General features: G+C 69.3%; 25 protein-coding genes. 6 read left to right on the forward strand and 19 right to left on the reverse strand.

The window, feature by feature from the left end:
* The first annotated feature begins 1 nt into the window (after window position 1).
* Both ACSR87_RS04760 and ACSR87_RS04765 read left to right on the forward strand, forming a co-directional pair.
* A complete protein-coding gene (locus tag ACSR87_RS04760) occupies window positions 2-1,078 on the forward strand; it encodes an Ig-like domain-containing protein (protein WP_498529700.1) in 1,077 nt (358 codons plus the stop codon).
* Window positions 1,079-1,204: 126 nt separating this feature from the next.
* Window positions 1,205-3,136 carry an aldehyde ferredoxin oxidoreductase family protein gene (locus ACSR87_RS04765; protein ID WP_498529701.1) on the forward strand — a complete coding sequence of 644 codons (1,932 nt, stop codon included), beginning with the start codon at window positions 1,205-1,207 and terminating at the stop codon, window positions 3,134-3,136.
* Window positions 3,137-3,196: 60 nt separating this feature from the next.
* Here the strand turns inward: ACSR87_RS04765 and ACSR87_RS04770 are convergent, their stop codons facing one another.
* From ACSR87_RS04770 to ACSR87_RS04825, 12 genes are all read right to left on the reverse strand, one after another.
* Window positions 3,197-3,820, reverse strand: coding sequence for a DUF7979 domain-containing protein (locus ACSR87_RS04770; RefSeq protein WP_498529702.1), 624 nt, complete (start codon window positions 3,818-3,820; stop codon window positions 3,197-3,199).
* A gap of 51 nt (window positions 3,821-3,871) precedes the next feature.
* Entirely contained in the window at window positions 3,872-4,564 is a 693-nt protein-coding gene (locus ACSR87_RS04775) for a DUF7978 family protein (RefSeq protein WP_498529703.1), read from the reverse strand.
* Window positions 4,565-4,916: 352 nt separating this feature from the next.
* Window positions 4,917-5,255: an AzlD domain-containing protein gene (locus ACSR87_RS04780; protein ID WP_004042073.1), complete on the reverse strand. Its 339-nt coding sequence runs from the start codon at window positions 5,253-5,255 to the stop codon at window positions 4,917-4,919.
* Entirely contained in the window at window positions 5,256-5,951 is a 696-nt protein-coding gene (locus ACSR87_RS04785; protein WP_498529704.1) for an AzlC family ABC transporter permease, read from the reverse strand.
* Window positions 5,952-5,987: 36 nt separating this feature from the next.
* Complete coding sequence (locus ACSR87_RS04790) at window positions 5,988-6,458, reverse strand: DUF8048 family protein (RefSeq protein ID WP_498529705.1); 471 nt, start codon at window positions 6,456-6,458, stop codon at window positions 5,988-5,990.
* Window positions 6,455-6,712: a MoaD-like domain-containing protein gene (locus tag ACSR87_RS04795; protein WP_004042070.1), complete on the reverse strand. Its 258-nt coding sequence runs from the start codon at window positions 6,710-6,712 to the stop codon at window positions 6,455-6,457. Before ACSR87_RS04795 ends, ACSR87_RS04790 begins: the two co-directional genes overlap by 4 nt.
* 1 nt (window position 6,713) lies before the next feature.
* Complete coding sequence (gene samp3 / locus ACSR87_RS04800; RefSeq protein ID WP_006601267.1) at window positions 6,714-6,992, reverse strand: ubiquitin-like modifier protein SAMP3; 279 nt, start codon at window positions 6,990-6,992, stop codon at window positions 6,714-6,716.
* Window positions 6,993-7,268: 276 nt separating this feature from the next.
* Complete coding sequence (gene ddfA, locus ACSR87_RS04805) at window positions 7,269-7,622, reverse strand: DdfA family disk-determining factor (protein WP_498531031.1); 354 nt, start codon at window positions 7,620-7,622, stop codon at window positions 7,269-7,271.
* A gap of 292 nt (window positions 7,623-7,914) precedes the next feature.
* Window positions 7,915-9,879, reverse strand: a complete 1,965-nt coding sequence (locus ACSR87_RS04810) for an archaea-specific SMC-related protein (RefSeq protein ID WP_498529706.1) — start codon at window positions 9,877-9,879, stop codon at window positions 7,915-7,917.
* Between the two features lie 34 nt (window positions 9,880-9,913).
* Entirely contained in the window at window positions 9,914-10,561 is a 648-nt protein-coding gene (rdfA, locus tag ACSR87_RS04815) for a rod-determining factor RdfA (protein WP_004062717.1), read from the reverse strand.
* 191 nt (window positions 10,562-10,752) lie between these two features.
* Window positions 10,753-11,757 carry a DUF1616 domain-containing protein gene (locus ACSR87_RS04820; RefSeq protein WP_498529707.1) on the reverse strand — a complete coding sequence of 335 codons (1,005 nt, stop codon included), beginning with the start codon at window positions 11,755-11,757 and terminating at the stop codon, window positions 10,753-10,755.
* A gap of 61 nt (window positions 11,758-11,818) precedes the next feature.
* On the reverse strand, window positions 11,819-13,993 hold the full coding sequence (locus ACSR87_RS04825; protein WP_498531032.1) for a hypothetical protein: 2,175 nt from the start codon (window positions 13,991-13,993) through the stop codon (window positions 11,819-11,821).
* A 257-nt stretch (window positions 13,994-14,250) separates the two neighbouring features.
* Between ACSR87_RS04825 and ACSR87_RS04830 the strand changes: the two genes are divergently transcribed.
* Genes ACSR87_RS04830 through ACSR87_RS04840 form a run of 3 tightly spaced genes read left to right on the forward strand, consistent with a single transcriptional unit; the run spans window position 14,251 to window position 17,210 of the window.
* A complete protein-coding gene (locus tag ACSR87_RS04830) occupies window positions 14,251-15,678 on the forward strand; it encodes a DUF58 domain-containing protein (protein WP_498529708.1) in 1,428 nt (475 codons plus the stop codon).
* A gap of 18 nt (window positions 15,679-15,696) precedes the next feature.
* Entirely contained in the window at window positions 15,697-16,191 is a 495-nt protein-coding gene (locus ACSR87_RS04835; RefSeq protein WP_498531033.1) for a DUF8163 family membrane protein, read from the forward strand.
* Complete coding sequence (locus ACSR87_RS04840) at window positions 16,188-17,210, forward strand: DUF7982 domain-containing protein (protein WP_498529709.1); 1,023 nt, start codon at window positions 16,188-16,190, stop codon at window positions 17,208-17,210. The genes ACSR87_RS04835 and ACSR87_RS04840 overlap by 4 nt, the downstream gene beginning before the upstream one ends.
* Before the next feature lie 15 nt (window positions 17,211-17,225).
* On the opposite strand, the gene ACSR87_RS04845 is transcribed toward ACSR87_RS04840, so the two are convergent.
* The 6 genes from ACSR87_RS04845 to ACSR87_RS04870 form a co-directional block, all read right to left on the reverse strand.
* The gene (locus ACSR87_RS04845) at window positions 17,226-18,215 is read right to left on the reverse strand and encodes an AAA family ATPase (RefSeq protein ID WP_004062724.1); all 990 of its coding nucleotides are present in this window, start codon (window positions 18,213-18,215) and stop codon (window positions 17,226-17,228) included.
* 98 nt (window positions 18,216-18,313) lie between these two features.
* The gene (locus tag ACSR87_RS04850; protein WP_498529710.1) at window positions 18,314-19,219 is read right to left on the reverse strand and encodes a DUF4350 domain-containing protein; all 906 of its coding nucleotides are present in this window, start codon (window positions 19,217-19,219) and stop codon (window positions 18,314-18,316) included.
* On the reverse strand, window positions 19,220-19,495 hold the full coding sequence (locus ACSR87_RS04855; protein WP_004042058.1) for a DUF8044 family membrane protein: 276 nt from the start codon (window positions 19,493-19,495) through the stop codon (window positions 19,220-19,222).
* A gap of 74 nt (window positions 19,496-19,569) precedes the next feature.
* Window positions 19,570-20,883 carry an ABC transporter permease gene (locus tag ACSR87_RS04860; RefSeq protein WP_498529711.1) on the reverse strand — a complete coding sequence of 438 codons (1,314 nt, stop codon included), beginning with the start codon at window positions 20,881-20,883 and terminating at the stop codon, window positions 19,570-19,572.
* Window positions 20,876-22,111 (reverse strand): FtsX-like permease family protein, encoded by a 1,236-nt coding sequence (locus ACSR87_RS04865; protein WP_498529712.1) that lies wholly within the window; start codon window positions 22,109-22,111, stop codon window positions 20,876-20,878. The genes ACSR87_RS04860 and ACSR87_RS04865 overlap by 8 nt, the downstream gene beginning before the upstream one ends.
* Window positions 22,104-22,853 (reverse strand): ABC transporter ATP-binding protein, encoded by a 750-nt coding sequence (locus ACSR87_RS04870; RefSeq protein ID WP_008575268.1) that lies wholly within the window; start codon window positions 22,851-22,853, stop codon window positions 22,104-22,106. The genes ACSR87_RS04865 and ACSR87_RS04870 overlap by 8 nt, the downstream gene beginning before the upstream one ends.
* Before the next feature lie 153 nt (window positions 22,854-23,006).
* On the opposite strand from ACSR87_RS04870, the gene ACSR87_RS04875 reads away from it, so the two are divergent.
* Window positions 23,007-23,534, forward strand: a complete 528-nt coding sequence (locus ACSR87_RS04875) for a metal-dependent hydrolase (protein WP_498529713.1) — start codon at window positions 23,007-23,009, stop codon at window positions 23,532-23,534.
* A 46-nt stretch (window positions 23,535-23,580) separates the two neighbouring features.
* Here ACSR87_RS04875 and ACSR87_RS04880 read toward each other — a convergent pair whose 3' ends face one another.
* A complete protein-coding gene (locus ACSR87_RS04880; protein WP_498529714.1) occupies window positions 23,581-24,654 on the reverse strand; it encodes a cell surface protein in 1,074 nt (357 codons plus the stop codon).
* Between the last annotated feature and the right edge of the window lie 47 nt (window positions 24,655-24,701).

Genomic DNA, 24,701 nt, shown 5'->3' on the forward strand with positions numbered 1-24,701 from the left:
CATGGAGCGTCGCAGGCTCCTCTCGCTGCTCGCTGGCGGCGTCGCCGGACTCGCCGGCTGCGGGACGCCCGAGGGCGAGACGGCGACGCCGACCCCCGAGGAGGGGACCGACGCGCCGACCGAGACACCGACGCCCGAAGCGCGCGTAGAGCGGTCGCTGACGCTCTGGAACCCGACGCCGAACCCCGTGTTCACGACCGTCGTCGGCGTCCGCGGCGACCGCGACGTGTTCTTCGAGAACCGCGATCTGCTCCCCGGCGAGCGGGCCGCGCTGTCGGTGTCGGTGCCGACCGGGGAGACGGCGGTGCTCGTCGAGACGGACACCGGCGTGCGGGCCCGGTCGGAGTGGGTCGTCGACGCGGCGTTCGAGGGACTGGAGGTCGTCCTCGGTCGGGACGGCGCGGCGTTCTGGCGGACCGTCTCGTGCGACGCGCGAGGGGAGTGTTCGCTCGCGGCGGCGGCCCCCGACGACGGGCCGCGAATCGACCTCCCGCTCGTCGGCGACGGCTCCGCCCGGTGGTACGCGCCCGCCGGCGTCGTCGTGGAGAACGCCGGTTCCGAGACGACCGCGCGGCTCCGCATCGACCTCGGGGACACGTCGCTGGTCGACCGGGCGTACCGCGTCCCCGCGGGAGCGCGGCTGTCGATTCCGGTGACGTACCGAAGCGGGACCTACCGCGTCGCCGTCGAGACCGACGAGCGACGCGTCGAGACGGCGTGGCCGGTCCCCGACCAGCCGACGAAGTACGTCGACGTGTCGAGCGGGGCGACCGGCTGCGGCCCCGCGGACACGACGCTCACGGTCGCCAACCGCGACGACGAACCGCACCGGCTCTCGCTCCGGGTCGACGCCGCGGGCGGCGAGTCGTTCGACCGCACGCTCGCGCTCGACCCCGACGAGGTCCGCGAACTCGTCCCCGTGACGACCTCCGGACCGCACGTCGTCTCGGTGAGCCTCGAAACCGGCGCGGCAACCTCGGGAACGTGGTGGTCCTGTCCGCCGCGCGGCCCCGCGAGCGTCGTCGTCGACGCCACCGGAACCGTCTCGCTCCGGGCCGCCGGCCCGCAACCGGGATGAGTCGCACGGATTGCCGCAATCCCGAGACGGTCCGGCGTCGGGTCGCGGCGGCGTAACCTCGAACGGTTACGCCGAGGTGGGAATCACTAACCCGACAGCGACCGTATATAATCAACGAGGATTACAATGACTGAACTCGGTGGTTATCACGACAGGGTCGCTCGGGTGGACCTGTCGTCAGGCGACATCGCGTACGAGGGAATCGACGACGAGGACGCAAAGAAGTACATCGGGGCCCGCGGCCTCGGCGTGAAGTACGTCTTCGACCAGGGACCGGACGTGGACCCGCTTGGACCGGACAACCTCCTCGCGTTCATGACCGGCCCGCTCACCGGCACGCAGACCGTGATGAGCGGTCGCATCGCGGTCGTGACGAAATCCCCGCTCACGGGGACCGTCACCGACTCGCACCACGGCGGCTGGAGCGGTGCGCGGCTCAAGTGGTCCGGCTTCGACGGCCTCCTGTTCACGGGGAAGGCCGAGCGGCCGAGCTACGCCGTCGTCGAAGACGGCGAACTGACGCTCCACGACGCCGAGCACCTCTGGGGCAAGGGCGTCCACGAGACCATCGAAGAGCTCGAAGGCGAGGTCGAAGGCAGCCTCGGCAAGAACCTCTCGATAATGGCCATCGGCCCCGGCGGCGAAAACGAGGTCAAGTACGGCTGCATCGTCAACGAGGACGACCGCGCGTCGGGCCGCGGCGGCACGGGGGCGGTCATGGGCTCGAAGAACCTCAAGGCAATCGTCGTGAAGTCCGGCACGCGGATGCCGAAGCCCGCCGACGCCGACACGTTCAAACAGGGCTACCAGCAGGCGATGCAGCTCATCCGCGAGTCCGAGGTCACCGCGCCCAACGAGGGCGGCCTGTCGCTGTACGGGACGAACGTCCTGATGAACGCGGGCGAAGAACTCGACGGCCTCCCGACGAAAAACGGGAAGTACACTTCGACCGCGGCCATGCGAGACGCCGAAGGTGCGGACATCGACTCCGAGCGCGTCTCCGGCGAGAACGTCCGCGAGAACATCCTCGTCGACGAGCCGACGTGTCACTCCTGCCCGGTCGCCTGTAAGAAGGAAGTCGAGGTGTCGGTGATGCACAAAGGCGAGGAGATGAACGTCCGCGGCGAGTCCTACGAGTACGAGTCCGCCTACGCGCTGGGCCCGAACTCCGGGCACACCGAGCGCGACGAAATCGCCGTCATGATCGACCGCTGTAACGACATGGGCGTCGACACCATCGAGGTGGGCAACATGATGGCGATGGCGATGGAGATGTCGGAGCAGGGCAAGCTCGACGGGCTGAGCGAACAGCTCGACTGGGGCGACACCGAGCGCATGATCGACCTTATCACGGAAATCGCGAACCGCGACGGCGACCTCGCGGACGCGCTCGCGGAGGGCGCAAACGGCCTCGCCGAGCGCTTCGACGCCCACGACAACTCGCTTGCCGTCAAGGGACAGACCATCCCGGCGTACGACCCGCGCTGTATGAAGGGCATGGGCATCGGCTACGCCACCTCGAACCGCGGCGCGTGTCACCTCCGCGGCTACACGCCGTCCGCCGAGATTCTCGGCATCCCGGAGAAACACGACCCCCACGAGTGGCGCGGGAAGGGCGAACTCGTGGCGCTGTTCCAGGACATGCACGCCATCTCGGACTCGTTCGACATCTGCAAGTTCAACGCGTTCGCGGAGGGCATCGAGGAGTACGTCCTGCAGTACAACGGCATGACCGGCCGCGACGTGACCGAAGAGGAACTGCTCGAAACCGGCGACCGCATCTACACGCTAGAGCGGTACTACAACAACCTCGCCGGCTTCGACGGTGCCGACGACTCGCTGCCGGGGCGCTTCGTCGAGGGCGACGAGGCGATTCCGGGACAGGGCGCGTCCGAGGGGCAGCTGTGCGAACTCGACGAGATGAAAGAGGAGTACTACGCCCGCCGCCAGTGGGTCGACGGCGTCGTCCCCGACGAGCGCCTCGACGAACTCGGCATCGACATCGGCCCCGGCACGGGCGTCTCCCGCGGCGACTCGCCCGCGCCCGCCGACGACTGAGCCGACAGCAACGACCGAGCCGACGCCGTTCGGTCCAATCGGCTCCCGCGCGAATTCGAATCACGCCTTTTTCGACCGCTTGCGAACCGCGGAGACGTGTCGCCCGACGAGCGCCGCGGCGGCGACGACGCCGAGCCCGACGAACGTCGTCGGCGAGACGACCGGGAAGTCGAAGACCGGTCCGACGAGATGGAACGCGGCACCGACGACCGCGGCTCCCGCGGCGAACCGAACCGAACCCTCCCCGCGGTACGCCCGCGTCCCGACGCGTCCGAGCGCGAGGCCGTAGGCGACGAACGGGAGTTCGTACAGCCAATAAATCACCGGGAAGCCGCCGGCGGCGAAGGTGTAGAGCCGGTAGTAGTCGCCCTCGTAGACGACGGCGTACAGCCCCTGTCCGGGCGCCGTGTAGTCGCTGTAGAAAAAGCGGTCCGGCCAGTCCTCGTCGCCGTAGACGACGTGGGAGCCGTCGGGCGACTCGATGGCCCGCCGAACCGCGTCCTGTGCGTCGGCGTCGAGTTCGTCGTACCGGAGCACGGGCGTCTCGTCTCGGACCTGTGACGCGTCGATTTCCGACGCGGAGAACGACACCTGCTCCGACCAGTCGGCCATCGTCACCGGCGCGCCGACGAGCGAGAGCGCGACGAGGAGCGCGAAGACCGAGACGACGAGTCGCCGGGACATAGAGGCTCTGTGTGAGCAAAGCAGTGAATATCTTCCGGGGAGCGACGCCGGCTACCGGGACGGGCGAAGCGACGCCACCGCCCAGCCGAGCCCGCCGAGGCCGCCGAAGACGACGCCGTACACCAGCCCGGAGAACGCCCCCCAAAGCGGGAGGCCGACCGAGTCGCCGTCGAGGTCAGTCGGGTGAAAGCCGGTCGAACCGATTCGAACGACTCCGTCCGCGTTCGGGGGCACGTCGCCGAGGCCGACGCGGGCGACGAGCGCGGCGACGGCGACGGCGGCGGCGAAGCCGAAGGCGACGGACGACCCGGTGGCGAACCCCTCGGCGGGGCGTCGAGACCACGCCGTGCGGCGCGCCGTGACGGCCCCGGCGAGAAACAGGCAGGCGGGCGGCAGCGCGCCCAGCCAGTACCACGGGTCGGCGGGCCCGTCGAGCCCATCGGCGAGGTTGCGGAGGACGACCGCGCGACCGGGGCCGGTCGTCTCGACGAGGCGGACGGGCAGGCCCATTGCGCCGCCGAACGTCCAGACGGGGACGAACACGGACGGAACGGACTTGCCGGCGGTCATCTCGGTCGCGGCGTCGAGCGTGGAAAACGAGCCGTCGGTGGCGAGGGCGAGCCAGCCGGCGACCGCGACCGTGCCGACGACGAACGCGGCGACGCCGGCGGCGAACCCGGTCGGGAGAAGGGCGGGACCCTCGTCACTGGAAAGCGAGTAGCGGCGCAAGGACGGGGAGGGCATACGTGCGGTCGTGGTCGCCCGCGAAACGAGTATCTTAGGGGTTGATGGCGCTGTTGAAATCGTTAGGATTGGACACGCGCGGCGTGACACAGACGGAGGGCGTATTTATCAATTGAGTATCCTATTATGTCGTATGCCCTCCCCATTTCCCACATCACCCGGTGGGCTTGGAATCGCTGCATCGGTCGTATTCTGGCTGTCAACCGGATTAGCGATAGTTCTCGTAGCGAGGATACTGATACAGAAGGTGCGATAGACACGCGCTCGCTATTCCGCACGGTCTCAACAAACAATCAGTAGCTGAATACTTCAACAGGACCGGTTCGGTGGCCGGCGCGAGGCTGACGGCGGCTCAGACGACGAACCGGAGAACCCAGAGCGCGCCCATGCCGACGAGGATGGTGGCGAGCACGCGCTCGGTGTACCACGCGGCGAGCGCGGCGAGCGCGCCGGCGACGAGTTTGTCGTTGCCGACGGAGACCGCGAGGTCGCCGGATGGAGCCAAGAGCGCGGGGAAGACGAGCGCCGCGAACACGGCCGCGGGGACGTACTCCAAGGCCGACTCGACCGCCGGCGGCACGTCGTCGATGCGGCCGAACAGGTAGATGAACGACCCGCGGATGGCGAACGTGAGGACGCCCGCGAGGGCGATGACGAGCCAGACGGTCGCCGAGTCGTAGCCGGTCGGCATTCAGGCGTCGCCTCCGAGCGAGTCGACCGCGAGGCCGGCGAGGACGCCGACGACGGCCGCGACGATGATATCGAGGTGGAACGGGACGCCCGCGACGACGACGACGGTGGCGACGAGGCCGCCGACCAGACACGACGCGCCGGAGGCGCGGTCTTTCAACGTGGGGACGAGCAGGGCGAGAAAGACCAGCGGCGCGGCGAAGTCGAAGCCCCACTCCGGCGGAAGCCCGGAGCCGAGGAGCGCGCCGGCGACGGTCGTCACCTGCCAGACGAGCCACAGCGACGCGCCCGCACCGACGTAGTACGCGAAGCGGTCGGTCCCGCCGTCGCGGCCGTAGCGGGCGATGGAGACGGCGTACGCCTGGTCGGTCAGCAGGTACGACGCGAGCGCCTTCGACCGGGCGGTCAGGTCGCGGAAGTACGGCGCGATGGAGGCCGAGTACATCATCGTCCGGAGGTTGATGACGACCGCCGTTCCGACGACGATGGCCAGCGGCGCGTCCGCGCCGAGGAGTTCTATCATGGCGAGCTGCGACGCGCCCGCGAAGACGATGCTCGAAAACCCGAGGGCGTGCGCGACCGACAACCCCTGCTCGACGGCCGCGACGCCGGCGACGAGGCCGAACGGCGCGATGCCGAGTTGGAGCGGCCCCGCGGCTCGGACGCCGTCGAGGAGGTCGGAGGAAACGGTTGGCATCTGTCGGTAGCAGGGCACCGTCCCCAAAATAGCCGTCTATCGTCGGGCGGATTGCCGGCTTTTTCCCTCCCGACTGACGACGGCGACCTCGCGGATTTCGAGCGCCGTCTCGAACTCGTCGCGGCGGTCGGCGTCCGCGCCGACCCGCCGGAGGTGTTCGGCGTGCGCCCGGCGGACGGCGTCGACCTCACGGTGGGAAAAGTCGAGGTCGAGCCCCTTCGTGTCCCAGTGGCCCAGCGGGACGAGATACACCGCCGCGTCGTCGTCCTCGTGGACGCACTCGAACCCCTGTGCGTACTCGGTCGCCCGCCCGTCGAGGTACGCCTGCGCCCGGTCGAGCAACACCGGCAGACTGCTGGCCGGGACGCTCGCCTTCGCGGCCGCGAGCATGATGGCCGTGCCGTCGATGGCACCCCCGCGGGGCGCGCCGTCGTCGCCGTCGGGTGCGAGGCGCTCGCTGAGTCGTTCGCGACCCGGTCGCCGGTCGCCGTCGGCCCCCACGGTCATCCCCCCGCGCGCATCGCCTTGCGGGCGAACCGCTCGACGAGGTCGTCGAGCGTCTCCTCGTCGCCCTCGAACGCGAGTTGCACTTCGGTGAGCTGGATACTGCTTGTTATCGTGACCTCCTCGGTCTCGATGTCGACGGCCCAGTCGGGACCGACCACGCGGCCGTCGCCGTCGGCCTCGCCGCCGAGCCCTTCGAGGTACTGAATCGCGAGGCGAGGCGAGATGCCGCGGAAGGCCCGCTGTCGGCGCGCCACGTCAGCCCCCCGCGACCGGCGGGAAGACGCTCACCGCGTCCCCGTCGTCGAGCGCCGTGACCATCCCGTCGAGGTGGACCACCTCGCGCCCGTTTTTCAGCACGTTCACGTGCGGCTTGACCTCGCCGTCCTCGATGAGTCGGCCGGCGAGGCCGTCGTACTCCGCTTCCAGCGACCGGAGGACGTCTCCGACCGTCGCGTCGTCGTCGACCCGCCAGTAGATGGACTTCTGACCCACCACCTCTCGAAACGTCGCGAAGAAGCGTAATTCGAGTTCCATACCCCTTGTCGGCGTCCACGAGACAAAAAGGTACGTCGCGGCGAGGACGCGGAGGCGTCTCACTCGCCGTTATCCGGGGCAGTAATTCAAATAAATCGCAATATTTCTGCCAGAAAGTTCTTAACTGATAACGTTGAGACCGCGTCTAGAAGGCTCGTTCGAACGAACATCTCAGACGACTTCGAGAGCGATTGGCGCGGGTCGAGACGGCGAGGGCGAGCGGTCCCGCCGGCGACGCTCGACCCGCCACAGCGTCGTGCCGAACGACCCGGCAGATTACCGGCCCGCGTCCCGAACTTCGATGCGGCCGACGGACTCGACGGTGACGACGAAGTCGGCGTATTCGAATTCGAGCGAGGCACCCGAGACGCGCGGCGCGCCCGGCGTACCGCGGCCGAACAGGGTATCGAGGGCGTCGGTGTCTACGTGGTCTGTGAGCGGCGGCAGGTCCGCGTCGCCGCGGGTGTGTTTGTCCACGGCTGCGGCGACCGCCTCAGAGACCGGTTCGGTACGCTCGCAGTCGTACCAAACACGCGTCGGTTCGTACTCAGTTCGTGTCCGTGTGTCAGATGTGATGATGGTCTCGTCCCCCCAGTATCGTCCGTCTGATACGTCGTTTCGATGTGTTATATTTCTTGTGTACTATCGGTATGTTCCCTTGATAGTGCTATTTTAATGCAATACTGTGCTGGCGAGCGGGTACCAGCGACTCAGCGAACGCGCGTTCGGTGTCGTGGAAACGAGCGGACGGCTGGAAGAACGGAGAGAAGCGCGTGACCGAACCGAGACCCGACCGAGACGGGATGTGGGACGGGACGGGACGGGACGGGACGAAGCGGAGCAGAATGAGACGATAGGACGAAGCGGAGACGCGGGAGACGCCCTTAGCCCTTCGCGAACTCGCGCTGTCAGGGCACGTCAGTCAGGCGGCCGGCGTCACGTCGGTTCCCCACGTAACGCGCCGGTACGACGCGTCGAGAGCCTGTGCGTCCTCCGGGAGGAGCGCCGCGACGAGGAACGTCGGGTACTGCTCGAAGTGGTCGACCAGCGCGGCGATGCGCTCGGCGTCGATGGCTTCGACCGAGTCGAGGAGCATGAACGGGACCTCCTCGTACACCTCGTGGACGAGATAGCCCGCGAGGGCGAACACGAGGCCGACGACCTCCCGCTCGCTTTCGCTGAGGTGGTCGATGGAGTCTTCGTACACCGCGCCGGAGTCGGACGCGCGGACGATGTGGAGTTCAAACTGGGCTTTTTCGACCTTGCGACGCCCCTCGCGGACCCGGCGTTCGACTCGCTCCAGCCAGACGCGCTCGATGTTGTCGTAGCCGAGGAGGTCGAGCACCGTCTCCATCTCCTCGTTGAACGACTCGACCGCCGCGGCCGTGAGCGACCGAATCCGGGTCCGTGCGGCTTCGAGCTCCTCGTTTACCTGCTCGCGTTCGCGTTCGAGTTCCTCGCGCTCGTCGAACCGGTCGTCGAGTTCGTCGAGTTCGTCGTGGACCGACGCGAGGTCGTCGCGCGTCCGGTCGAGAGCGAACTCGACTTCGTTGAGCTCTCTGTGGAGCTCGATGAGGTCGCCTTCCCCCCCGCTCTGTCCGCGGAGTTCGGACGCGTCGGCTTCGAGCGCGTCGACTTGTTCGGCGAGTTCCTCGCGCCGGTCGGTCAGCGACGCTATCTGGCCGGTCCGGCGGTCGAGTTCGTCTTCGAGCCGCCGTAGTTTATCCCGGAGCTTCCGGCGGTCGCGCTCCGCCTGTTCCGCCGCCCGCATCGAGCGTTCGAGCTCGTCGAGTTCGCGGCGGAGCTCGGCGCGTTCCTCGCGTTTTTCGTCTCTGACCTCGCGGAGCCGGTCGGTCGTCTCCCGAATCTGGCCGCGGTCGACCTCGGTGCCGCAGGTCCAGCAGGTGGTCGTCTCCGACGCGACGAGCCGGTCCGTCACCGAGCCGTCGCCGGCCGCGCCGAGCGAATCCTCGACGAGACCCGCCTTCCCGTCGAGCACGTCTTCGGTGTACTGGACGACGGTCTGAAGCTCCGAAATCGTCGAGTTGAGCGACTCGATGCGCGACCGAACCGACTCGATTCGGTCGCTCGCCTCGCCGCGGTCGACCGCCTCGACGTCGAACGAGTCGAGTTCCGACTGGAGTTCGGAGCGCTCCTCGCGGAGCGATTCGACGCTCTCGCGCTCGCTCTGGAGGCGGAAGCGGACGCTTTCGAGGTCCGACCGCGCGGACTGAAGCTCCGAAAGCACCTCGTCTAATTCGGCTTGGTGCTCGCGTTGCGTCTCGACCGTCCGGTCTTCGGCCTCGATTTCGGCTTCGATGTCGTCCCGCTCGGCTTCGAGCGCCTCGATTTCGGCTTCGAGGTCGTCGCGTTTCGATTCGAGCGACCGCCGGTCGGCGTCGAGCGAGTCCAGCGAGTCGAGTCGGCGCTCGACCTGCGTGCGGCGTGACTGGAGGCGCTCGATTTCGGCCTCGATGGCGTCGGTGTCGACCGGGGCCATGATGACGTCGTAGAGGTCGCGCTCCGCGACGACCGCCCGCCGCGCCTCGTTCGAGCCGAGGAGGAACGCAAAGCGGTCCGCGGTCGCCGCGTCTCGGAGATAGGGCGTCCCGTCGGTCGAGACTGTCCCGCTCTCACGCGAGAGGAGGCGAGTGTACGTCCGGCCGTCGAGTTCGAGTTCGACCGACCCCTCGTCGGCGTCACCTTTGAGGCTGATCGCGTCGCTCCCGCACGCGCCCATGAGCGCCCGCAGGAACGACGTTCGGTTCGTCGCGTTGCGGCCCGTGAGCACGGTCACGCCGGGGTCGAGCCTGACGCGCCGCTCGTCGATACCGCCGATGTTTCGTATGCGTACAGTCGCCGCCTGAAGTGCCTCTGAATCGTTCATGTGTCGGATGTGGATGTTTGGTGAGCCCGAATCGCTACTCGTCTCGCTCGCGTTCGCAGTCGCAGTGCCCGGAGGAGAGTAGCGCCGTCGGGGTCATTCGAGTGTCACAGTCGGTACAGGTGACTCTGATGTCGACTTCGACCTCGTACGCGCCGATGAAGACCCGCTCGGCCTTCACCAAGCGGTCGACGACGTCGATGGTCACGGTACGAAGTCGGGACCGGAGCTTTCGAATCGTCGCGAGTCCCGCCTCGGTGGCGTCCGTCTCGTCGTCGTCATCGTCTTCGCGTTCGACGTTTCGGTGTCGCTTGAGGTAGTTGTACACCGACTGGTAGGAGATGATGTCGGCCTCTAGCTGCTCGACATCGACGCCGCGTTCGCGGAGCGTGTTCCGCGCGTCGGTGCGACTCCCCGCGGTCACGTCGTCGCTGGTCAGGAGGCGGTAGAAGTTCTCCGCCTCCCCGTCGAGGACGTGTGCGCCGGCCTCATCGAGTGCGGCCCGGATGAGGCGCTTGTTCACGTCGCCTTCCAGTTCGCGGAGGCTCCGCTGCGCTCGGCCATCGCCGAGCCACGCATCGACGAGGTCGTCGCCGAGACCGTCGAGGCCGTAGCGATTCGCGATGCGTTCTATCTTCGGACCTCGGCCGCCGCGGCGGGAAACCGACCTTCCAGAGTCTCGCATTGTGACTTCGCTGGCGGAAGCTTAGCGTGCAGTACCCTAAACGTTACCCATGGATTATCAGACGTGATAAAACTAGAACACAAACGAATTACACGATTTGAGCCCTCGTTCGTGGGGATTACGAGGTGGAGCGTCGAAATATCAGAAGGTGAGATAGCCGAGACCCACCCGACTGCGGTCGGTTTTCACCATCACTCCGCCCGAACTGTCACCCAGAGGTGGACTTCGCGGTAGGCGTTGTCCGCCGTCGGTGCCGCCGGCGGCGCACCCTCGTAGAGGAGGTACGTCAGCCGCAGGCGCTCGCCCGTCATCGTCGGGCGGACCTCGTGCGGTTCGTGCCACGTCTCGTTGTGTTCGAGTCGGGGCGTGAACGTCCGAAGCCGCTCGGACTCCAGGACGGTCGTCGAGTTGTTCGACACCTTGACGCGCTGGAGTACGGTGACGACGGTGTAGTTCACTGTCCGGTGTTCTTGGTTGCCGACGCCGAGGACGAGCGACGCCGGCTCGCCGCGGACGAGTTCCTCGGGGTAATTGTCGGCGGTGAGTTCGTCGTTCCCGTCTTCGGTCAGGAGGTACAGTTCGGTGAACGACTCGCCGTCTTTCGGCACCGCCACCGCGTAGCCGACGCTGGCGGTCGCGAGCACCACGCTCACGACGAGGACGACGTTCAGCATCGCGTCGGTCCGCGACGCCGGACTGAACAGTTCGTCGCGCGCGGCGGCAAACCAGCGCTCGTACGGGATCACAAGCCGCTCGTCCTCGGGGAGCGCCGACCGCCGGGTCGCCGCGAACGCCGTCGCGACGAGCGTGAAGCCGCTCAGGGTGACGAGGATAGGACCGAGTCGAAGCCCCCACGGCGTGAAGTTGAGGACGAGCCCGAGAAGCGGGACGACGGCGATGCTCGTTCCGAACGACAGCGCCACCCGTTCGATACCGTCGATACCGCCCATTCGGTCGCGGTCCTCGGCGTCTATCGGCGGGCCGCGCTCGGGAAACAGCGCCGCGATGAGCGCGTAGCCGGGGAGGAAAAGCGAGAACACCAAGCCGGCGATGTCCCGGAGCGGCGTCTCCGCTAGTCCGGGCGTGAGCGTCACGACGAGCGTGAGCGCGACCCCCGCGACGACGACCGCGAGGTCGGCCGGAAGGCTGCGGACAGGTTCGGGGAGGAACAACCGCCAGTCTCGGCGCTGCGACATCTACCCGAGGTGGGAGACACGAACACAAAAATCATTTGTCACCCGCGGCTCCGCGAGCGCGCTACTCGACCGCGCCGACCGCTTCCGAGGCGTCCGCATCGCCGTCGGAATCGGGCGAGTCCGTCGCGTCGGGCGCTGCCGTGCCGGCGAGCGAGCGAGCCGTCTCGACCAGTTCGGCGGCGGCTTCGTCGCTCACCGACAGCCCGCTGTAAGCCGCGCGCTCGTAGCCCGCGGTCAGCGATTCGAGCGCGTCGACGGACGCGACGCCGGCGTCGACACATCGGTCGCAGAACTCCCAGTGGGTCGCGGCGTCGTCCACGCCTGCGGCGGGTCCGAGCGACTGTCTGACGCCCGCGTAGGCGACGACCACCGCGTCGTTCGGCCGGCCAGCGTCGAGCGCGTCGGCCGCCGCGTCCAGCGCCGGTGTCCCCGTCGTCACCGAGTCCGGCTCGGACGAGTCGTCGGTGTCCGACGCGGTCGGTTCGTCGTCAACCGTTGTCGTCGTCGACGCGCCGGCGCGGTTCCGCCGGAGGAGAACGGCGGCGACGAGGCCGACCACCGCGGTCCCGGCGACGACCCACGCGAGGTCGAGCGGAAGGCCGCCGGACGCGCCGTTTCCGGCTCCGGCCGCGGCGGGACCGTCCACGAGCCGGATGCTCGCCGTCGCGGCGGACGATTCGAGGTTCGTCCCCTCGCCGTCGAACGCGGCCGAGACGGTCGCGTTCTCGGCGCTGGCGTCGCTCGGGAGGTCGAACGTCGCCCGGTACGCCCCCGACTCGTTGGTCGACGCCGACGCGACGTCCCGCCCGACGACGCTGACGGCGACCGTCTGGCCGGACACGGCCTCGCCCTCGTCGGTTTCGAGGCGGCCGTCGACGACGACCGTCCCGTTCCCGGCCTCGCGGGCGCTCGCGTCGAGCGCCGTCCCCTCGGTTTCGAGCGGGACCGACACCGCCGCCGGGGCGAACGTCACCGCCCTACCGTCGCCGTCGGGCGCGACGCGAATCGACGCCGCGCCCGTCGCGGTCGCCGGGACGGTCGTCGAGACGGTCGACTGGCCGCTCGCGTTCGTCGCCGACGCGGTCGCCGACGACTCGGCAAAACTCGCGGCGAGCGGGTAGTTCGGAACCGGCGTCCCGTTCACGCGGAGCGTCGCGCGAACCGAGACGCCGTCGGCGTAGCCGTAGGCCGGCGCGGCCGGCTCCGACAGCCCCGCGGTCGCGTTCACCTGCGAGACGGCGACGGGGACGACCCGCTCCGTCGCCTGATACACCGACGTGTCGTTCGGGAGATACCGGACGGTGACCGAGGAACTGCCGGCCGGAATCCGCGCCGGCCGGTAGGTCAGTTCGAACGAGCCGTCGGCGTCGACCGCGGTTCGAATCGTCTGTCCGCCGACCGCGAAGCGGGCGGTCGACCCCGCGACGGGCGTGCCGTCGTCGGCGACGAGCGACCCCGAAAGCACGAGCGGGTCGGTAAAGGAGATGTTCCGGTCGTAGTCGTCGACGGTGAGGCTGGTTGCGACGAACTCGCGGGAGACGATTTCGTCGCGCTGTTCGGAGACGTTCGCCTGTACCGCCTCGATTTGGGTGCTGCTCTCCGTCAAGTCGCTGTCCGTCCGGTTCGAGATGACGTCGAACGCCGTCAGCAGTCGGTCCGACTGCGACTCGCCGTCCTCGGCGAGCCGCGTCAGCTCGCGGGCGAGTTCGCGGGCGCGCTCGTCGTTTCCGGCCCGCCTCGCCGCCTCGTACTCGCGACGGGTCTCGCGGAACTCGCTGACGGTGTCGACGTACGCCCGCTGGGTCTCGCCGACGGTCCGGTACTCCTCGCTCGCGCCGTTGCCGTCGGTCTCGCCTTCGACATCGACGTACTTGCCGAGCGAGTCGTCGTAGTCGTCGCCGAGTGCCGCCCGCGCGGCCTCGTACTCGCCCCGACTGAGTCGCAGCGTGCTCGCGCCGATGTCACCGTTGAGCTCGCCCGAGAGGTACGAAAGCAGGCGGTCGAGTTCGTTCTCTCCGTCGACCTCGTCGGGGTTCTCGTGGATGACGCCGGTGCTGTTGTTCGTCTCGTTCCCGGTCTGTCGCGGCGGGGTCGCGGCCGTCCCGAGTGCCGACCGGTCAGCGTCTGCTCCGGGCGACGCCGGGACGGTCGCGGACTGCGCGTCAGTGTCGGCGGCCGCTCCCGCGGGGACTGCCGCCGCCGACGCTGTCGCGACGAGACAGGTGACGACCAACATCGTCCAAAGCAACCGTGCCGGGCGGCCCCATGCTCCACGCACTACTCGTAGTCAGACGGGGGGACGTAATGGGTTTTGGCATTCGGCTGACGCTCGGCCGCGACCTCGGAGGCGTGATTCGCAGACTGCGATGCGTTAACGTCGGGTTTAACGTCCGGTTGAAGCCGCGACCGCGGCGTGAATCCGGGGTCCGCGCGACCGACTGCGGCCCGCTCCAACACAAACATTCAACTTCGGGGGCACGAATCGAATCCACGATGCTTCCGACCCGCCGGTGGGCCACACTCGCAGGCGTCGCCTGCTTCCTCGCCGTCTACGCGGTCGTCCTCGACGGGCCGACGCCGCTCGTTGCCGCCTGCGGTCTCGTCGCGTGGCTCGTCGTCGCGCAGGTCGAGGCCGTCGGGGCGATGCGCGCCGTCGACCGCGACCTCTCGGCGTCCGTCTCGGTCGAGCCCACGTCGGTGTTCGTCGGCGACCGCGCCGCGGTGACGCTGACGGCGTCGCTGTCCGAGGCCGTCGACGCGCCCGTCGAAGTCGAACTCGTCGCGCCGCCGAGCGTGAACGCGCCGGAGCGGGCGCGCCGGACGGTCAGTCTCGCCCCCGGCGAGACCGAGGGGTCGGTCACGTGCAGCGTCGAACTCCCCGTCGCCGGGCGAATCGCCTTCGACGAGGTCGCCGTCGATATCGACGGGCGCGCCGGCTTCTTCACCGAGTCGGTGACGCTCGACGCCGACGCCCGCTGTCTGGTCGAACCGCCGGCCCCCGAGGGAATCCACGTCGGGCGCGGCGGCGAACTGGTCGGCACGACGTTCGGTGACCACTCCAGCGACCAGACCGGACCGGGGCTCGTCCCCCACGAGACGCGGCAGTACCTCCCCGGCGACACGCTGTCGCAGATTGACTGGAAGACCACCGCCCGGATGAACCATCCGTACATCCGCGAGTTCGAATCTGAGTCCGACTACCTGCTGTCGCTCGTGGTCGACTGCGGGTCGCACATGAACCGCGGCCCGACCGGGCGGACGATGCTGTCGTACGCGCGCGAAATCGCGCTCGGCCTCGTCGACGCCGCGGAGTCCCACGGCGACCCCGTCTCGACGCAGTTCGTCGGCGACGACGCGATGGAGTGGGAGTTCGGCCCCTCCTCCTCGTCGAACGCCTACCAGACGGTTCGGCGGCGACTGCTCTCGATGGAGCCGACCGCCAGCCCGCGCCGCCCGGTCGACGCGTCCCGCCCGGTCGCCCCGGAAGACGCCCGCAAGCGAAGTCGCCTCCTCGACGACGACTCGGCGTTCGCGGCGACGCTCCGCCCGTATCTCCGCGACGGCGAAAGCTACGTCTCGCGGGTCAGCGACCGGCCGCTTTTCGACGCGGTGAAATCCGCGTGCTCGCGGTCGAACAGACAGGACCACCTCGTGCTCGTCACCGACGACTCGGCGAAAGTCGAGACCTACGAGGCGGTCGTCGTCGCATCGAAGCGGAGCAGCCAGACGAGCGTCTTCCTCACGCCGACGACGTTCTTCGACGACGCCGCCGACGCCGGGGCCACGGACTTCGCGGCCGGGTTCGTCGCCTTCGAGGAGTTCAGAAAGCGCCTCGAACGGCTGCCGAACGTCACCGCCTACGAGGTCGCCCCGAAGAGCGCGATGGCACTGGCGACGGCGCGGGCCACCACAGCGGAGTGAACACCGATGGAGACACCTGTGAACCAGAGCGAACTGACGATTCGAACCGTGTTGGACGCGAACGAGCTCACCCCGATGGACGCGACGGGCGTCCTCTGTTTCACGCTCGCGGTGGGGCTGGCCACCGGGCTGTGGGGCCTCGCCGCCGGGGTCCTCGTCCTCGTCGCGGCGGCGGCGACCGGGGGACCGCTCGCGTTCGTCGTCGCCCAACTGACCGCCGTCTCGCTGTTCGGAGACGCCGGCCTCGTCGCGGTCGGGGGCGCGCAGCTCGCCGCGTTCCCGCTCCTCGCGAGCGCCGCGTGCGCGTGGCCGCCGGACCGCGCTCGACTCGCCCGGCTGGCGGCGGGCTACGTCGTCGCCCTGGGGGTCGCGTGGGCGCTGTGGTCGACGCTTCGGTGGGCGTGGCAGGCTGCGGCGGTCGCCGCCGTTCTCGCCGCGGCGGTCGCCTACGGGCTCCACCGCTACGAGCGCGTCGCCCTCGGTCTCGTTGACGCGCCGGAGGCGGAACGATGAGCGCCGACGACGACCTCGACCGTCTCGACGAGGGGGTGGCGAACGGCGAGACCCACGCGGTCGTGTCGGCTGCGACCGAACGCGACGGCGACGCCGGCCGAACCGACACCGGCGACCCCGACGCCGACCGCGCCGAACTCGCCGGGCTCCGGCGCGAGAACGTCCGGCTCAGACAGCGCTACGAAGCGCTCCGAGAGGGGCAGTACCGGCGGACCGCGGTCGCGCTGGCCGCGCTCGGCGTCGCCGGACTGCTCGGCGGGGCGCTGTTTCCGCCCGTTCGCGAGACGCTCGTCGTCCTCGGGGCTATCGGGCTGTTCGCCGCCGCGGTGACCCGGTATCTCAGCCCCGAGCGGTTCATCCCCGTCGGCGTCGGCTCGTCGGTGTTCGGCGCGCACGCGAGCAACCACGCCGCCGTCGTCGACGAACTCGGGTTGCAGGACGCGACCGTCTACGTCCCCGACGCCGACCGCGACAGCGTTCGCCTGTTCGTCCCGGAGCACCGCGCCTACGCGCTTCCCGACGCCGAGGCGCTCCGGGACACCTTCGTCGTCACCGACGACGAACTGGCCCGCGGCGTCGCGTTCGACCCCAGCGGCGGCGGCCTGTTCGACGAGTTCGAGCGGAGCCTCGACGGTCCCCTCGGCGACGACCCCGAGACGCTGGCGCGACAGGCGACCGACGCGCTCGTGGAACTGTTCGAACTCGCCGGGACCGCGACCGCCGAGACGGACGCCGCGGACGGTCGCCTGACGGTCCGCGTCGAGGACTGTCGGTTCGCCGCCGCCGAGACGTTCGACACGCCGGTCGCGTCGTTCGTCGCCGTGGCCGTCGCCCGCGGCCTCGACGCGCCGGTCGCCACAGAGGTCGCCGCCGGCGAGGAGATGGATTTCGCCGTCACCTGCCGGTGGGAGGTTGGAGGCGACGGAGAGACCGAGCCCGAGCCGTCGGCGGACGCGGCGGACGGCACGACCGAGACGAGAAGAGAGACCGAGAACGCAGACCCCGACGAGCGCCGATAGGTCGCCGGCTCGCGCTCAGTCGTCGTCGCCCGCGACCGAGGTCGTCGTCGACTCGTCGAGACCGACTTCGGGCGTCGGAACGGTGTCGACGACCTCCTCGACGACGTCTCGGGGGTCGCGCCCGCTGATGTCCGCCTCGGTCCCGAGAACGAGGCGGTGCGACATGATGATGGGCGCGAGCCGCTTCACGTCGTCCGGAATCACGTAGTCGCGGCCGCGAATCGCCGCGGCGGCCTTCCCGGCCCGCAGGAAGGCCAGCGAGGCGCGGGGCGACGCGCCGAAATCGACCGCGGCGTGCGTCCGCGTCGCGCCGACGAGGTCGAGAATGTAGTCGAACACCTTGTCGTCGACGTGGACGCCCGTGACGACCTGCCGGGCCTTCCCGATGTCGGCGTCGTCGATGACGTTCGAGATGTCCGAGGGCTTGAGCGACGGCGAGCGGTCGAACCGTTCGAGGATCTCCCGCTCGTCGGCCCGTTCGGGGAGGTCGACGACGACCTTGAACTGGAAGCGGTCGCGCTGGGCCTCCGGGAGATTGAACGTCCCCTCGTACTCGATGGGGTTCTGCGTGGCGACGACCATGAACGGATAGGGGAGCTTGAGCGTCTCGCCCTCGATTGTCACCTGTCCCTCCTCCATCGCTTCGAGGAGCGCGGACTGCGTCTTCGGCGTCGCGCGGTTTATCTCGTCCGCGAGGACGACGTTCGAGAAAACCGGCCCCCGCTGGAGTTCGAACTCGCCGAGGTTCTCGCGGTAGATGTGGGTGCCCGTGATGTCGGCCGGCAACACGTCGGGCGTCATCTGAATCCGCTGGTAGTCGAGGTTCGCGGCGTGGGCGAACAGGTTGGCAATCGTCGTCTTAGCCACGCCCGGAACCCCTTCGAGGAGGACGTGCCCGTTCGTCAGCAACGCGATGGTGAGCGCCTCAATCGCGTCTTCGTTCCCGACGAGGAGTTGCGACGTCTCGTCCAGGATGGCCTCGTAGACCTCTTCGGGAGCACTCATATGGCAACAGTCGGGACGGCGGCCACATATAACTGCGGTCTCCGCGACCCCGCGAGACGGGCGGCGAGGCGACAGCGCCGGCCGAGCGCCGAGACGGCCTACGGGAGCCGCCCCTGCCGGGCGACCAACGCGACCGCACCGACGGCGACGACGCCGAACAGGAGTTGCAGCGCGCCCGAGTCGCGGAGCACCCGAAGCGCGACTTGCAGCGGCGGGCGTTCCTCGGCGTGCGAGAAGTCCAACACGACGGTCGCCCGGTCAGAGACGAGCGCCGTCGCGAACGCCCGGTTGTCCGGCCGGTCGAGCATCGCGTTGATGAACACGCTCGGGTCGCTCACGACGACCACGTCGCCCGCGCCGAGGCGCTCTCTGGTCACGACGGGGTGCGATTGGAGCGTCTCGTCGTCGTCGAGTTCGCCGTCGTCGTCGCGGTCGAGATACGAGAAGTTCGACGAGCGGACGAGGACGGTGCTTTCGTTCGCCGTCACCGTCGCCGGGTGGTTCAAGCTGAGTTGCGTCACGTTTCGGGTGAGCGGGTCCGCGGCGACACGCGTGGCGACCGGGAGCGCGCCCGATTTGTACTGGTGGCGGTCGTCGCGGAGCGGCGTCGAGTCGATGCGCGCCGACGCGCCCAGTCGAGCGAGCAGGTCGTTGCCGTGCGGCCTGAAATCGTCGGCGACGACGACGGTCCCGCCGGCGCGGACGAACGCCTCGATGCGGGCGGCCTCGGCGTCGGTGTAGCCCCGCTCGGGCGAGATGACGAACGCGACGGTGCCCGCCGGGTCGACCGCGTCGTACTCGGTGGTGTTGTAGACGACCTCGGTCTCTGCGCCCGCGTCGGCCGCGACCCCGCGGACGCCGGAGCCGCCGTCCCACGCGGCGTTGAACGCGCCGTAGGTGGACGACGAGGTGCCCGCGCCGACGCCGACGCCGACGAGCATCGCGACGAGGAGCGCCGCGGCCAACAGGTGCGGGTAGCCGACCTCGCGGGAGCCGAGGCGCACTCAGAACACCCCCGGCGGGAGGATGTCGAGGATGCGTCTGACCACGATGTAGCCGAAGGCGACGAGGCCGCCGCCGATGAGCCACAGGAGCCGTCGCCGCCACGCGGGCGTCACCGCGACCGGCGCGGTGAGTTCGACGACGACGAGAAAGCCGATGAGCGACACGACGAACACCAACTCGTAGGAAAGCGAATCGAGGAGGACCAAGACGAGGGTCGCGCCGAGCATCCAGGCGAGCTGGGCGCGGATGAACCGCTCGCGTCGTGCCGTTGCCATGTACGGTCGTGGACGGGGCGGGATAACTAAACTATCGCTTGCGGGGGTCGGGCGACGCCCGGATAGCCCCGCGATTACAGGTGGTCGAGCGGTCGGATGCCGGCTATCTGCCGGCTGACCGCGAGCGACGAGACGAGGCTCATCACGAACGCGATGGCGAAGCCGCCGGCGAGCACCGCCCGCGGGAGGACGACCACGTCACCGAAGCCGACGAGGAGCTGTGCCAGTCGGTTCAGGCCGACCGCCGCCGGGAACGACAGCGCCACCCCGAGCAGGCCGCCGAACGTCCCGAGGACGAGCGCCTGCGCGACGAGCGTCAGCGACAGCGTCGACGACGACGTACCCAGCGCCTTCAGCGCGGCGAGCTCCCGCTTTTGGTGATAGACGTGCGACAGCAGGACGTTCACGCTGAGCGCCAGCCCCGCGAGGAGCGCGAGGAAGACGAGGCTCCCGCCGGCGGCCATCACGACCGCCTGGTCGCGCAGAATCTCCGTGAGCTGTTCTTGGTTCGTCCGCACATCGTAGTCCGGATAGTCCGCTTGGATGTCGGCCGCGACCGCCTCGGGGTCGGCCCCGTCGGCGACGGTGAGCGTCATGAGCGTGGCCGTGTCCGCGCCGGTCGAGCCCGTCACCTCCTGAAGCTCGCTCAGGTGGACCACGACGCTCGGAGTGCCGAGGAACCGCGAGAACGTCGGCGAGACGCCGACGACGGTGAACTCGTTTTCGCGGGCGATACCCGTGGTGCCGCCGACGTACAGCGAATCACCGACGGAGACGTTCATCATCTCGGCGGTCCGCTGGTCGATGACGACCTCGTGGGTCATCGGCCCGGTGTAGTTGCCGCCGGCGTAGTGGACGTCCGGTCGGCTGAAGCCCGAGCCGTTCGTAATCTGGACCGAGCCGCCGCGGGCGGGCGCGCCGACGCCGACGAGCGTCTCGTAGTCCGATTCGTTGGACCTGACGTACACCGTCTGGAACGACATCGGCGTGACGACTTTCACGTCCTCGCGGGCCTCCAGTTCGGCGTCTAACCCGTGGGCGTCGACGATACTGTTTTCGAAGCCGCCGACGCCGGTCGGTGAGAACCGGACCGGGCCGCCGGTAATCCACACGTCGCGACCCGCCGCGTCGAACTGCTGTTGGCCCGTCTGTATCACGCCGATACCCGTCCCCGCCAAGAGCGTCGCCGCGAGGACCGCGAGCGTGATGCCGAGGACGGTCAGGACCGTCCGCCCGCGGGCGTGAGAGAGCTGTGAGACCGCGATGCCCGCAGACGCGCGGACGCGAGCGAGCCGCGGGAACCGCGACGACTCCGGGGTCGCCCGACGGTTCCCGTCCCCGTTCGGCGTCGCGTCCGAACCGCGGTTCGGGTCGGCGTCCTCAGTCATGCGACATCGCCTCCAGAGTGGGGGTCCGCCAGGTGAGCCACGCCGGGTAAATCGAGGAGACGAGGCCGATGAGCGCCGCGACCGCGACGCTGTATCCGACGAGCACCGGGTCGAACAGCGCGACCTGCACGCCGAGGAGTTCCCGCGTAATCGCGTTCGTCAGGTGGATGCCGCCGATGCCGGCCGCGACGCCGACGACGCCGCCGACGGTGGCGACGACCACCGTCTCGGCCACGACGAGCAACATCTGCGAACTCGTCCGGTAGCCCATCGCCGAGAGCACGGCGAGATTGCGGCGGTCCGCGTTGACTTCGAGGCCCATCATCGTGGCGACGAACAGCACGCCGACGAGGACGGCGACGACGAGCGAGACGGCGGCCATCGCCAGCGGGAGGCTGGAGGTCGACGCGCCGCGGACGGCGAGGCCGGTCTGCGTGACGACCGAGGTCCGCGGGTAGAGCGCCTCGATGTCGGACCGCACGCCCGCCGAGTCGGTGCTGACGAGCAGTTGGTCCGCGAGGTCGCCCTCGGTCGAGCCGGTCATGGTTTGCAGTTCCGAGAGGTGGACGAGCGCGACCGGGACGGGCCCGACGCCCGACGACAGCGACCCCTCGCGGACGTCTGCGACGGTGAATTCGGCCCGCGAGCCGCCGACGCTCGCGGTCACCTTGTCGCCGGCCGAGACGCCGAGCAGCTCCGCGGCGGCGTCGTTGAGGACGAGTTCGCCGGTTCGCGGCCCGTCGTAGCTCCCGTTGGCGTAGTGGGGGTCGCCCGGCGCGAGCGCCTCCGTCGAGACGCCGACGACCGACGTGGGTTCCTCGGGCGGGATGATGCCCGCCGCGAGGACGTACTCGTCGGTCGAGCCGCCAGCGGGCGTGAGCGTCACCAACTGCGTTTGGACCGGCGTGGCGTAGTCCACCCGCTCGTCGCGCGCGAGCCGGTCGGTAATCGCGTGGGTGTCACCGAGTTGCGGGCTGCCGACCGAGACGGCGACCGACGAGGCCGTGCTGGCCTCGGGGACGACCCAGTAGTCGACGCCTTCGCTCTGGATGGCGTTTTCCGCGCCGAGACCGAGGGCGATGCCGCTGACGGTCGTCATGAGCGTCACGGCGAGGGCGACGCCGAGGACGCTCAACAGCACCTGCTTCGAGGACGTGGTCCGCAGGCGGCCGAGAACGCGCCGCCCGGCGAGGCCGACGACGCCGAACAGCCGGTGTCGCCTAGCCATCGCTCACCACGCGGCCGTCGCGGAGGCGGACGACGCGGTCGGCCCGCTCGATGACGTGTTCGTCGTGCGTGGCGACGACGACCGCCCGCTCCGTGGCGGTCTGTTCGATGTAGTCGAGGACGCGCTGGCCCGTCTCGGTGTCCAACTCGCCGGTCGGCTCGTCAGCGATGAGGACCGCGGGGTCGGAGACCAGCGCGCGGGCGATGGCGACGCGCTGTTGCTCGCCGCCGGAGAGTTCGCCCGGCTTGTGGCCGGCGCGGTCACCGAGCCCCACCTGTTCGAGCAGTTCCTCGGCGCGGGCGCGGCGGTCGCGCTTCGACGCGCCGCGTTCGATGAGCGGGAGCGCGACGTTGCCGCGGGCCGAAAGCGAGGGCAGCAGGTGGAAATGCTGGAAGACGATGCCGATGGTGTCGCGGCGGAGTTTCGTCCGCCCGCGGTTCGACAGCGACCGAACGTCGGTGCCCGCGACCCGGATGTCGCCACGAGTGGGCGTGTCGAGCGCGGCGAGGAGGTGCAACAGCGTGGACTTACCGCTCCCGCTCGGCCCGGCGATGGCGACGAACTCGCCCGTCGAGACCGAAAGCGAGACGCCGTCGAGCGCGCGGACCGTCGGGGCGTCGGACCCGCGGGAGAAAAACGAGTCGGACCCGCGGGTGTACTCGCGGACGACCCGCTCGCAACGGAGCGTCGCCGCCGAGTCCGCCGCGGCGGGAGGGCGGTGTTCGGAGACCGAATCAGACATACTGCCACGTGGTCCCCGACGTGACATATACTTGGTGCGTGGAGTCGCGAACGCCGAGAGTCCAGCGCGATTCGACGAACGTCCAGATTCGCGGGTCGTGCGGCCCCGCGTCGTCCACACGGTTGAATAGTCTCGGTGCCGTCCTCCTCGGTAGTGTTCCCAATCGGCCACCTCGCGCTCGGATATCTCTCGGTCGCGCTCTTCCGGGTCGGTCGTCGTCGCCCACTGCCGACCGGGTGGACGCTGGCCGCCGCGCTCGTCGGGTCGCAGTTGCCCGACCTCATCGACAAACCGCTCGCGTACTACGGCGTCCTCGTCAGCGGCCGCTCGCTCGGCCACTCGCTTCTCGTGATGCTGCCCGTGCTCGTCGTCCTCGTCGGCGTCGGCTATCGGCTGGGCTACGGCGAGCACGTGACCGCCCTCGTCGTCGCGACGCTCTCGCACTACCTCGGCGACACCTCCCGGGCGCTCCTCGCCGGCGACTGGGGTTCGATGCAGTTCCTCCTGTGGCCCCTGTACCCGGCGACCGACTACGCCGCGGACTCGGTTCCGCCGTGGGTCCGCGTCCTCGAATCGCTGGGCGACCCGCGGTACAACCTCCAGTACGCGCTCGCGGTCGTCGCGTTCGGCATCTGGCTGGTCAACCGACTCGACAACCGGCGCGCGCGAGCGGAGCGCTGAGAGACACAGAAAAACAGAGAGTGACGCGGGGGACGCGGGGGACGCGTTAGCCGACGAGGCGGCGACCGACAGCGAAGACGACGAGCGCGCCGAACAGGACGTGGAGCGCCGTGTTCGGGACTTCCGAAGACGTCGTCGTCTGGGCCGTCGTCGTGGACTCGTTGGGCGTCACGACGTTATCGGTCGTCGTGGTCGCCGTCGGCTCGGTGGCGTCGGTCGTCTCGGCCGACTCGGTGGTCGACGGCTCGTCGTCGTCGGTCGTCGCCGCGGTGTCGGTCGTCGATGTCGATGTATCGTCGGACTCCGTAGTGGTCGTCTCGGTGGCGTCGTCCGCGCCGCCACCGCCGCCACCGCCAGCACCGCCGGAGCCCTCGTCGGGCGTCGACGTGTCGCTCTGTTCGACCACCTCGACCGTCGAGGCGTCGCTCACGCCGATGAGTTCGTTCTCGCCGAGGGCCTGGTCGTCGCCGCGGACGACCGCGTACAGCGAGTAGTCGCCGGCGTCCACGTCGTCGGTGGAGACGGACGCCGAGTAGTGCGTGTCGTTGACCGCCGAGGCGTCGACGCGGACGTTCTCGGAGTCGTCCGCGAGGACGACCTCGACGGCCTCGATGGACTCGCCCGACTCGACCTCGTCGAGTTCGACGGTCACGTCGAGGTCGTCCGACTGCTCGACGCTCTCGGCGGCCTGCGTCGAGACCGCGTAGGCGCGAATCACGAGCGGTTCGCCGGCGTAGACCTCTTCCGTCGACTTGTTGCCGGCGACGACGGCGTAGGTTCCGGGCTCGAGTCCACCGGTTCCGAACTCGCGGTTCGCGTCGCCGGTGGCGTCGGCGGTCCGCCGGAATCGCTGTTCGGAGTCGAGAATCGTGATTGTGTAGTTGCTGTCGCTCGGCGCGTCCACGGAGACCGAAACGGTGTCGCCGGCGTCGGCGCGGCCGACTTGGGTGACGGTGAACTCGCCTTGCGAGGTCGAGACGGTTCTGTCGACGGTGTCGATCGAGCCGTCGATGTCGATGTCGTAGTCGTGGGTCGTCCCCACGGCGGGGGGCGCGACGGCCGCGAGGAGCATCGCGGCAACCACGAGAACGGGAATCGAGACGCGGGGTCGTAGCATCATCGTTCGTTTTGCTCACCGGTGGTAAAAGCTTGTAGGCAGTCGCGCCG

The organism is Haloferax sp. SDI50 (genome assembly GCF_059802635.1).